Origin of the sequence: Desulfuromonas acetoxidans DSM 684 (assembly GCF_000167355.1) — a bacterium.
Taxonomy (GTDB): Bacteria; Desulfobacterota; Desulfuromonadia; order Desulfuromonadales; family Desulfuromonadaceae; genus Desulfuromonas; species Desulfuromonas acetoxidans.
On sequence record NZ_AAEW02000016.1, the window covers coordinates 93,886 to 103,879 of the forward strand.

Sequence of the window (9,994 nt, forward strand, 5' to 3'; positions counted from 1 at the left end):
AGTTGCGATACTGGTGCCGAAAAGCTGATTGAGAACGCTCTTTCTCATGGGCGTTACTTTTTGCCGCAACAGACCGCCTTGAACAACAGATGGCCCAACACACCTTTGACATTCAGCTTCGAAACGGATGTGCTGCGAGCTGTTGATCGTGGCGCTGGGATGGGCCGGGATTTATGGTCACGATGATGCAAATTGCGCTGAATCAGATAGTCGGCCCCCTGATAATACGCTTCGGCAAGCTCAACATCTGCGGCGTGCGGATCGCCCGGTTCAAGAGATTCACTGTGCCAGGGATCGTCAATCTGCGAGATCACCTGTTGCGGCTCAAGAATCACCAGCCGGTTATTGTGGTAAAGTCCCAATTTCTGATAGTTGCCGATAAGGGCTCGCGGCTGATATCCCGGCGCCAGAACATCTTCGCCAAAAAAGTGACTGGTATAGTCGATCCCCAGCAAACCGAGCAGGGTCGGAGCCAGATCGATCTGGCTGGCAATCTTCGTGTAACGTGCCGCGGCAATGTGGTTCGGCGCATAAATAAACAGCGGGATATGGTAACGGGCGACGGGCAAACCAACCTTGCCGGCACTTCCGGCACAGTGATCGGCAACCACAACGAAGATGGTATTTTCAAACCAATCGTGATGACGGGCATTGCGGAAAAAGTTTTCCAGAGCATAATCCGTATAGCGCACCGCCCCTTCACGCCCCGTGCCCGAAGGGATATCAATTTTCCCATCGGGATAGGTATAAGGACGATGATTACTGGTGGTCATCAAGTGGAAGAAAAAAGGACGATGCTCGCCGGACACCTTATCCGCTTGTTGGAGGGTTTTGGCATAGAGGTCTTCATCACACACACCCCAGGCATTTTTAAAGGTGATTTCATTGTCCGAAAAATCCCCTTCGTCAACAATTCGGTAACCATTACCGGAAAAAAAAGCATTCATATTGTCAAAGAAACCGCGGCCACCATACAAAAACGCGGTGTCGTAACCATGCTGTTTCAGCACACCGCCGAGGCTGTAAAAAGGACCGTTATCGGGTCGCTTGACCAAGGAACGCCCTGGCGTCGGCGGCAGCGACAGGGTAATGGCTTCGAGCCCGCGGGCGGTGCGGGTGCCGGTCGCATAGAGATTGGTAAAGAACAAACTTTGGGTCGCCAACCGGTCCAGAAACGGGGTCCGCCCCAGGTAGTGGGAGGAAGAATCCGGCAGATGATCAAGATATTTTGCACTGAGGCTTTCCACGGTCACCAGAATCACATTGAGAGGCTGGGCTTGCCCGTCACCATCAACCGTTCGGGTAATATCGTACAGATTGTGCGCCGGTGAGGTGGCATGTAATTGCCGACGTAACTGTCGTGACAGGGCCTTGTCGTCGCCAAGGTGGTAAAACGTTCGGTAGTTGAGAGTATTGTTACGAAAAGCCGCCACAAACTGATACGGCCCGTTGGTGGCAAGTTCATTGACATAGTTATTGGTCGAACGTTTGAGGAGCCCATGCGGCAAGGCGACCCCGGCAATAAGAGCCAGAATCACCAAGCCCGAAAACCGGGTGATGCGGTGGCTGACGGGTTCCGTCGCGGTTAAGGAGCATGTCAATGCAGCGGACAGCACTTTAAACAGAATCAACGAGGCAACCACCAAATACAGAATGATAATCGCCATCGGATAAGATTCATAGATGTTCTGCGTCACTTCACGACGATAAATCAGATAATCGACGGCAATGAAGTTAAAACGGGTGGAAAACTCCTGCCAGAAAAGCACTTCCGCCGCAACCACAAACGCCAGCCCTGTCATGCTGAAGAACACGACCAGACGGCTGAGCAGAGTGAGTGGGCGCGACGCCAACAAACGTTGCGGGATCACCAGCAACAGCAAAGCCGCAGGCAGAATGGCAAAGAGCGAAAAAGCCAGATCCTGTACGAGACCACCGCCAAAAATCAACAGCAAGGTCACTGGCGATTTAGGGATATCCACCCAACTGACCCAGGTCAGATAGAGGCGTAACAGAAAAAATACCACCAACAGAAGTTGCAACAACCGGGTTAACAGGACAAAACGGCTATTGTAGCGAGGGAAAGGGAAAAATTTCAGCAAGAACGCCACAGCAAAAAACTCCTTCGCAAAAAATGCGTTATCAACAGCACATTACGCATGACAGAGATAAACAAACCGTCATTTTGTTGAGCAAAAACAAAGCCAAGAGTCAACACGCTGAAAAGACGAGTTTTTTCCTAAGAAGCCTCCATAAATTGTACAAATTTTTTAACGCAGACAACGCGATTCAGAAGAGATCGTAGAGTTTTTTGAACATATGAGATCTGTCTGTGGCGAGGGCATCGATGTGTTGGACGAATACGACGAAATGCTGACCAAGCAGCCCTGCTAAATTTTCGCACGGTGTCCTCTAAAAGACAAAAGCCCCTCCTGCAATCACTGCAGAAGGGGCTTTTGTCGTGAGAATTTGAGTTTGTTATGATCGGTTCAGGCACTCACCACAGATCATCCGTTCAGGATGGTTTTGCAAAAGATCGAAATTAAGCGGCTGCTCGCAGCGTAGACAGCGGCCAAAGCTTTCACTGTCAACGCGGGCCAAGGCACTTCGCAAACGAAAACTGCGCAGCAGATCGCCGCGCGACAACTGTCCCTGCCGGGCCTGGCGTTCAAAGCACGTCAACTGTGCTTCAATCCTCCGCTTAATCCGTTGCCTCTGTGATTTATTCATGGAGAGTGCCAGTGAGACTAAAACCAGCGGAGACCATCATCTCGGACAACAGCCCTTGTTGTTTGCTCAAAGAGTCCATGTTTTTCTCCTTGCGTTATTGTTGATATTGCCCCCGCGTTTTTTCCACCTGTTCAGCGTAATACGCCAACACCGAGCGCCGCGACAACATGTACAGCACCCGATCGGGCTGCGCACTGTTAACCACGGGGATCTCTTCGAGGTTGCGCGAGGTAATTTTTTTCATCACCTCTGTCAGCGCTTCATTCGGTGTCGCATAAATCACCTGGCGTGTTGCCATATCCCCGGCAACCACCAGTCCGGGTGGAATCTCTTCGTTGAGAATACGGCGAATATCGTTAAGGGAAAAGATTCCCAACATACGGTCATCGTCATCAACCACCGGAAAATAAGCACTTTTTGCCGTCGAAATCGCCTGCAGCACATCCGGCAGGGTCATACCGACAGGAATCAAGGTGGCTTCACGTCCTTTACTTTCCAGCTCCCCGACACGCGCCCCTTCAAGGACATCAATGACGAAATCACCAAAATGCGCCGGGGAATCAATCCGACCATTGACCTGCTTCTCATAGATCCCATTACGGCGCATGGCGATCATCGCCACCACGCATACCAGCATTAAGGGCGCCAGCAAACCGTAATTACCGGTCAGCTCGCTGACCATAATCAACGTGGCAATCGGCGCATTGGCCACCCCGGCAAAAAAAACAGCCATCCCCACCAGCACGTAGGCCTGAGGGTCCTGCGTCAATGCCGGAAACAACTGTTCCGCCAAGGCACCAAACGCACCACCCAACATGGCCCCAATCACCAGACTGGGTGCAAACACCCCACCCGACCCTCCGGAAGAGATGGTCAGACTGGTCGCAACAATCTTGGCAACGGCCACAACCAACATGACCGACAGAGCCATCTTTCCGTACAGGGCAGCCTGCACCCAACCATAACCGGAACCCAACACTTGGGGAACCATCATGGCCAGACCACCGAGCAACAGACCACCCAGTGCCGGCTTCAGCCAGGCCGGACACCTCAATCGTTTGAAATAGTCGCGTAAGCCGTAGAAAACCTTAACATAGCCCGCTCCAAACAACGCACAGACCAGGCCGAGGGCACAATACAGAATCAATTCCCCTGGATGCTCAAATTTAAAGTGCGGTGTTGCCAGTAATGGCTCCCAGCCAGTGACGGCACCAAACAGGGAATAGGCCGTGATCGACGCGATGATCGACGGGATCAGCCCTTCATGTTCGAATTCGGGATCGCGGTAAAGCACTTCAACGGCGAACAGGGCGCCCCCAAGAGGTGAACGAAAGGTGGCGCCAATCCCTCCGGCCATACCGGCCAGCAGCAGAATACGTCGGGTCGACACCGTCAACCCGAGCCGCGTGGCAACAAACGAGCCGAATCCGGCTCCGATCTGAGCAATGGGGCCCTCGCGTCCGGCCGAACCTCCCGTACCGATGGTGGCAATAGAGGCCAATGTTTTAACCAACGGGACCCGGCCACGAATCTGACCACCGCGACGATGAAACGCTTCCAAAGCGCCATCGGTGCCGTGCCCTTCCGCCTCCGGTGCATAACGATAAACCAGCCAGCCACTGATCAGTCCGCCAACCATCGGCATCAAATACAACAGCCAGGAGACATCCATCTGCAGCGTATTGACAGGCCTCATCTCTTGAGTGGCCAGATGCCCTTCAATGGGAGGATGAAAATGCGCCGTCTGGCCGAGAAGGTAATGATCGACGGCATTGGTGGCAAAATAAAACGCCAGGGCACCACAACCGGCCACCGCCCCCACCAGCGCCGACAGCAGCAATAGGCGAAAGCCGGTACCACCTTGAACCGTTCGCAGCCAATGGCGGACTGTATCTGACAGGGAGGGAAAAGACATCGGCACCCCATTTCATCGCAAAAGAAAAACATCAAAAAATGACTACCGCTGCCGAAAAGGTGCATGAGAGCAATCCAGCAACATTAAAACTATTAAAACAAATCGAGATCAACTCTCACAACCTTTTTCCCAATCCGTTGCCGTCCTCCCCTGCCAAACAGGCACAAAAAAAGCCCCGTACATCAAGTACGGGGCCAAAACGAAAGGGTTAGTGGTTAAGCTGTTATGTTGATTCGTTGCCCTTTGCCGGTGAAAGCGGCCATTTCGGATTGCGCACTCTCATCGACCTTCAATTGACTGGTCCCTTCAATCGATTTTTCCAGAACCTCGATCGCCAGCTTGGGCTGATCGTTGGCCCGATTCAGTATCGCCAGACCGCCGGTGGCGTTATTTGTTGCGTTGACATCCATGACACCCCTCCTGACTCCAACGCTGTTTTGCCGTTGTTAGAAAAAGAGTACCCCCGGAAAAGCCCTTTGTCAAAGGGCGAAGGCGACAAAACCGGCAAGCCTCTGCAATTACTTAATAAAAAAAACAGTAAAAATTAGCGACTGCGCAATTTGGACAACAGTCGCAAAATTTCCAGATAGAGCCAGGCCAGGGTCACAATCAGGCCGAACGCCGCATACCACTCCATGTATTTGGCAGCCCGTCCGTCACCTTTTTCAATAAAATCAAAATCCAGCACCAGATTGAGCGCAGCAATCACCACCACGACCACGCTGAAACCAATACCAATCGGTCCGGAATCATGGATGTAGGGGATTTGCCAGCCAAAGAAGCGCCCAACGAGGCCGACCAGATAAACCAGGGCAATGCCGCCGGTTGCAGCCAGCACACCACTGCGGAAGTTTTGCGTTACCCGCACTAGGCGTAATTTGTACACCGCCAGCAAGCTGAACAGCACGCCAAACGTCAAACCAACCGCTTGAATCACGATGCCCGGATAACGCTGCTCCAGAAAAGCGGAGATTCCACCAAGGGCAAAACCTTCCAAAACGGAATAGATCGGACCGCAAACCGGACTGAACTTGGGAACAAACGCCGTAATCATGGCAACGACAAACGCTCCGATAACGCCGCCCATCATCCAGGGCATCATCGCCTCATGGCCCTGATTGTAAAACAGATTCCAGGTCCAACCGGCACCAATCACCAACAGGGCCAACAGCACGATGGTCTTATTGACCGCCCCCTGAATGGTCATGACCTGATCCGTCGTTGCTGCGGCAAAGGCACGCTCTTTGAGAATGGGATTACTGGTACGCATCTGTGCTCTCTCCTTGACAGGGTTTATTCTCCCCTGGCCCCTTGACGGCGGGGAACATTTGTAGAAAAATTAAAAAACCTTCCCGTTTGTAACAAGTTTCCAATCTTTTGTCGATAGCGGGATCACCTCTCGCCATCGTTCGTTTTTCACAAAGGACCCGTTATGATGCGCTGGCTCGCGTTTTTTTTGATTGCTGCACTTTTCACACTGACAGGTTGCACCGTTAATCCGGTTACCGGCAAGAATGAATTCGCTCTGATCGGCGAATCCACCGAAATCAATACCGGCGTGCAAAACTATCAGCCCAGTCGACAAATGCAGGGTGGTGATTATACCACCCATCCTCAGGTAACCCGCTACGTACAGCAGGTCGGTCAGAAACTTGCGGCAGTCAGTGATCGACAGTTGCCGTATGAATTCAACGTGATCAACGACTCGACGCCCAACGCCTGGGCGCTGCCCGGCGGCAAGATTGCCATCAATCGCGGGTTGTTGGTGGAATTGGACAACGAAGCGGAACTCGCTGCGGTTTTAGGTCATGAAATCGTCCATGCCGCTGCCCGTCACGGTGCCAAAGGGATGGAACGCGGCATGTTGCTGCAGGGTGCGGTACTGGCGGCATCCATCGCCTCAGAAAACAGCGAATATTCGGCCTTGGCCACCAGTGGCGCATCGATTGCCGCACAACTTGTCAACCAGAAATACGGTCGTGACGCCGAACGTGAATCCGATTATTACGGCATGCACTATATGGCGCGGGCAGGTTATGACCCCAGTGCAGCGATTAAACTGCAACAGACATTTGTCCGTCTTTCCGAGGGACGCGAGAGCAACTGGCTCACGGGTCTTTTTGCCAGTCATCCCCCGTCACAGGAGCGAGTCGATGCTAACCGGCAGACGGCAGCAACCCTGCCCCAAGGAGGCACCCTTGGCATCAAAAGCTACCAACAGGCCATGGCACCTCTGTTGGCTGACCGCGAGGCCTACCAGGCCTACGATGAAGGACGCAAAGCCCTGAGCGATGGCGACACGCCCTTGGCCCTGGCATTAGCTGAAAAAGCCCTGCGCCTGCAGCCGGCGGAAGCGCTGTTCCATTCGTTGCGCGGCGACATTCGCTTCAAACAGCAACGTTACGACGACGCCATCATCAACTACGACCGCGCCATCACCCGCAATGACAGCTATTTCCATTATTACCTGCAACGAGGGCTGGCAAAAAAACAGTTGGGCCAAACCAATGAAGCCCGTGCAGATCTGGAAAAAAGTAACGCATTTCTGCCTACGGCACCGGCCCAGGCGGCGCTCGGACAATTCGCCTTGCAGCGTGGCGACCGCAACCTGGCCAAGAAACTGTTTGCCTCAGCCGCCCAATCCAGCTCAGCGGTTGGTCAGCAGGCGCGCCTCGACTTTGTTCGCCTTGATCTGAGTGAACATCCCGAAAAGTATCTGGATATCGACCTGGCACTGGATCGCAGCGGTTACCTGGCAATGGCGTTAACCAACAACAGCGGGCTGCCGGTTGACACTGTGGTGGTACAGATCCAGTTTTTGGATAACAGTTCCCGCTTACGTCGGGTTCAGACCAGCATTCCCGGCACCATAGAGCGCGACGCGAGTCGCACACTGAGTACCGGCATCGGCCCGGTTACCACGGACAAACAACGCAAAGCCCTGGGCGTAAAAATTCTCCAGGCCGATATTGCGGAATAAACCGCTTCAGACGGCAACTGTGTATATGCACAGTTGCCGTCTGTGACATATCAGTCAATTAAATGCGTGTTGTACGGTGTTTTTTGTCGACGCCTGTTGCTAAAGTCATAACCATCAAGACCTGTTGTGGCAGGCAGGTGTTGACCTCCTTTCTTCCTACGAAGCACAAAAAAGCCGGATCGGTTGCCTCCCCGATCCGGCTTTTTACGTTTTCACGGTCCGTTTTACCGCACCGGCAACTACTCAGCCACCGGTAGATCAATCATAAATGTGGTGCCACCCCCCACCTCACTGGTCACATAGATCTTACCCTGGTGCTGCTCAATAATTTCATAGGCAATACTCATACCCAGGCCGGTGCCGGTCCCCACCTCTTTGGTGGTATAGAACGGTTCAAAGATCTTTTTGAGATTCTCTTCGGGAATTCCGCAGCCGGTATCCGTTATCCAGATACGGATATGATCATCCTCATGACGGGTCTTGATGGTAATTTCACCTTTCTTGTCAATGGAATGGGCCGCATTGACGAGGATATTCATAAACACCTGATTCATCTTTTGTGCATAACACAACGTCAAGGGCAGCTCGCCGTAATCACGATTGAGAGTGACCTTGTATTTCAGTTCATTCCAGATAATGCTGATGGTGCTCTCCAGGCAGTCATTCAGATCAACCTTGGCCTCCTCAGCCTGGTCGGCACGCGAGAATGTTTTTAAATTCTGCACCAGGTTGCGCACCCGTTCAGCGCCATTAAGTGATTCATCAATCAGCTCGCGACAATCCTCAAGCAAAAAGTCGAGTTTGAGTTTTTTGCGCAGCACAGCCACTTCCTGTTTCCCCTCACTGTCAGGGAATTCGTTCAATGCTTTTTCCTGGGCCTCAATGAAAGACAACATCTTTTCGAGATATTTCTTCAATGAGTTCAAGTTGCTGTTGATGAAGCCGATCGGGTTATTAACTTCGTGAGCCATGCCGGCAGCCAGCAAACCGACTGAAGCCATTTTTTCCTGTTGAAGGATAATCAACTGTGACGCCTTCAGCTCCGCATAAGCCTCTTCGAGCTTCTGCTGACTTTTCGACAAGACAAGATTCTGCTCCTCAAGGTTCTCCGCCATCGCCCAGGACTCCTCGAACGCCTGCTGCAGACGCCGCTCCATTTCACGGCGCTGCGTAATGTCCTGAGCCACCCAGATCAACGACAAAACCCCGCCGTCATCATCCAGCATCGGCGAACTTGACAGTGAAACCGCTATTTTCTTGCCGCTCTTGGCGATAAGAAAAAAACATCCCCGATCATTCTTATCCATCAGCAAAGTGGGTTTGCTGAAATCGTTGATATTGAATGCCCCTTTTTGCCAGTTGCTCGGCAAGATCACCTCGACCGGTTGGTCCACCAACTCTTCACAACTATAACCCAACAGAGCGCAGGTAGACTGGTTGGCACTCTTAATCAACCCTTCGCTGGAGATAATCATCATCGCTTCACGCATCGACTCAACAATGCAATCGTAGTAATCACGCGACACAGTTGTCTGCTGCAACTGGCTCGACATTTTGTTGAACGCTTTGATCAACTTGCCGATCTCATCATTGGAATCCATCTGAAATCCCTGATAAATCTTGCCGTCGGCAAGGTGTTCAACGCTTTGAGTCATACTCACCAGCGGCTGCAGAATGCGCCGCACTACCAGCACAATGGTCAAAGACGACACCAGCAACATCAGCAGCGTTGAAACGAAAATCGTTTCACGCATACGAATAATGGACTGTTCCGTCTCCGCCAGCAACAGGCCGAGGCGAAACGCCCCCCAATGCTGTCCGTCAACCATCACCGGGGCTGAGAGATCCCACATCACTTCTCCGGTATCACGCTCATAGATCTGCCGCAACACCGGTTGCTGGTCACTGCCAAGGAAGCGTACCGCTTTCAATCCCACAGGATCGTCAAAAATCCGCTTGGTGCGATTATTGTCACGGTCATGGATCTCCTCACCATTGAGCGGTTGCGAATAACGTTGGTTGTGGGTCGGCACATACCCATTGCGATCAGCCAGAATGGCAAATACCACGGAGGGGTCTTCCATGGCAAAGCGATCAAGAATCTCCTGGAAATGTTCATCAAAGTAGCGATCATAGCGGGTATGAAACTTGGGAGGATCGGTGTAGGCCAAAGGACCTTCAGTAATCTGCTGATAATCGGTATCAAACAATTGGTCATGGGTCAGTTCGCCGTTTTTAACCGCCTCGGAAAGAAGCTTCTCCATGGTTGTCGCACCAACCAGAACCAGATTGCGTGCCTTGGTCAACAGCAGACTTTCAACGGCCCGGGTGCGTTCGCGAACAAAATAGACACCAAAAACGATCATCAG

Annotated in this window: 7 protein-coding genes; 1 reads left to right on the forward strand and 6 read right to left on the reverse strand. The window is 52.3% G+C overall.

Going from position 1 to position 9,994, the window contains the following annotated elements:
- Nucleotides 1–53: 53 nt before the first annotated feature.
- From DACE_RS13160 to DACE_RS13180, 5 genes are all read right to left on the reverse strand, one after another.
- The gene (locus tag DACE_RS13160) at nt 54–2,111 is read right to left on the reverse strand and encodes an LTA synthase family protein (protein WP_006002020.1); all 2,058 of its coding nucleotides are present in this window, start codon (nt 2,109–2,111) and stop codon (nt 54–56) included.
- A gap of 367 nt (nt 2,112–2,478) precedes the next feature.
- The gene (locus tag DACE_RS13165) at nt 2,479–2,730 is read right to left on the reverse strand and encodes a hypothetical protein (RefSeq protein ID WP_006002021.1); all 252 of its coding nucleotides are present in this window, start codon (nt 2,728–2,730) and stop codon (nt 2,479–2,481) included.
- A gap of 94 nt (nt 2,731–2,824) precedes the next feature.
- A complete protein-coding gene (locus tag DACE_RS13170) occupies nt 2,825–4,645 on the reverse strand; it encodes a chloride channel protein (protein WP_006002022.1) in 1,821 nt (606 codons plus the stop codon).
- 215 nt (nt 4,646–4,860) lie between these two features.
- Complete coding sequence (locus tag DACE_RS13175) at nt 4,861–5,055, reverse strand: hypothetical protein (protein WP_040367451.1); 195 nt, start codon at nt 5,053–5,055, stop codon at nt 4,861–4,863.
- Between the two features lie 134 nt (nt 5,056–5,189).
- On the reverse strand, nt 5,190–5,915 hold the full coding sequence (locus DACE_RS13180) for a Bax inhibitor-1/YccA family protein (RefSeq protein WP_006002024.1): 726 nt from the start codon (nt 5,913–5,915) through the stop codon (nt 5,190–5,192).
- Nucleotides 5,916–6,077: 162 nt separating this feature from the next.
- Here DACE_RS13180 and DACE_RS13185 point away from each other — a divergent pair, with 162 nt between their 5' ends.
- Nucleotides 6,078–7,625 carry a M48 family metalloprotease gene (locus tag DACE_RS13185; protein WP_006002025.1) on the forward strand — a complete coding sequence of 516 codons (1,548 nt, stop codon included), beginning with the start codon at nt 6,078–6,080 and terminating at the stop codon, nt 7,623–7,625.
- A 239-nt stretch (nt 7,626–7,864) separates the two neighbouring features.
- Here DACE_RS13185 and DACE_RS17510 read toward each other — a convergent pair.
- A partial coding sequence (locus DACE_RS17510) for an ATP-binding protein (protein ID WP_155809130.1) occupies nt 7,865–9,994 on the reverse strand: 2,130 nt, incomplete at its 5' end.

Excerpts from the sequence above, each read along its gene's own strand:
- DACE_RS13165 (WP_006002021.1), bottom strand. The coding sequence starts at position 2,730 with ATGAATAAATCACAGAGGCAACGGATTAAGCGGAGGATTGAAGCACAG.
- DACE_RS13170 (WP_006002022.1), bottom strand. The coding sequence starts at position 4,645 with ATGTCTTTTCCCTCCCTGTCAGATACAGTCCGCCATTGGCTGCGAACG.
- DACE_RS13175 (WP_040367451.1), bottom strand. The coding sequence starts at position 5,055 with ATGGATGTCAACGCAACAAATAACGCCACCGGCGGTCTGGCGATACTG.
- DACE_RS13180 (WP_006002024.1), bottom strand. The coding sequence starts at position 5,915 with ATGCGTACCAGTAATCCCATTCTCAAAGAGCGTGCCTTTGCCGCAGCA.
- DACE_RS13185 (WP_006002025.1), top strand. The coding sequence starts at position 6,078 with ATGATGCGCTGGCTCGCGTTTTTTTTGATTGCTGCACTTTTCACACTG.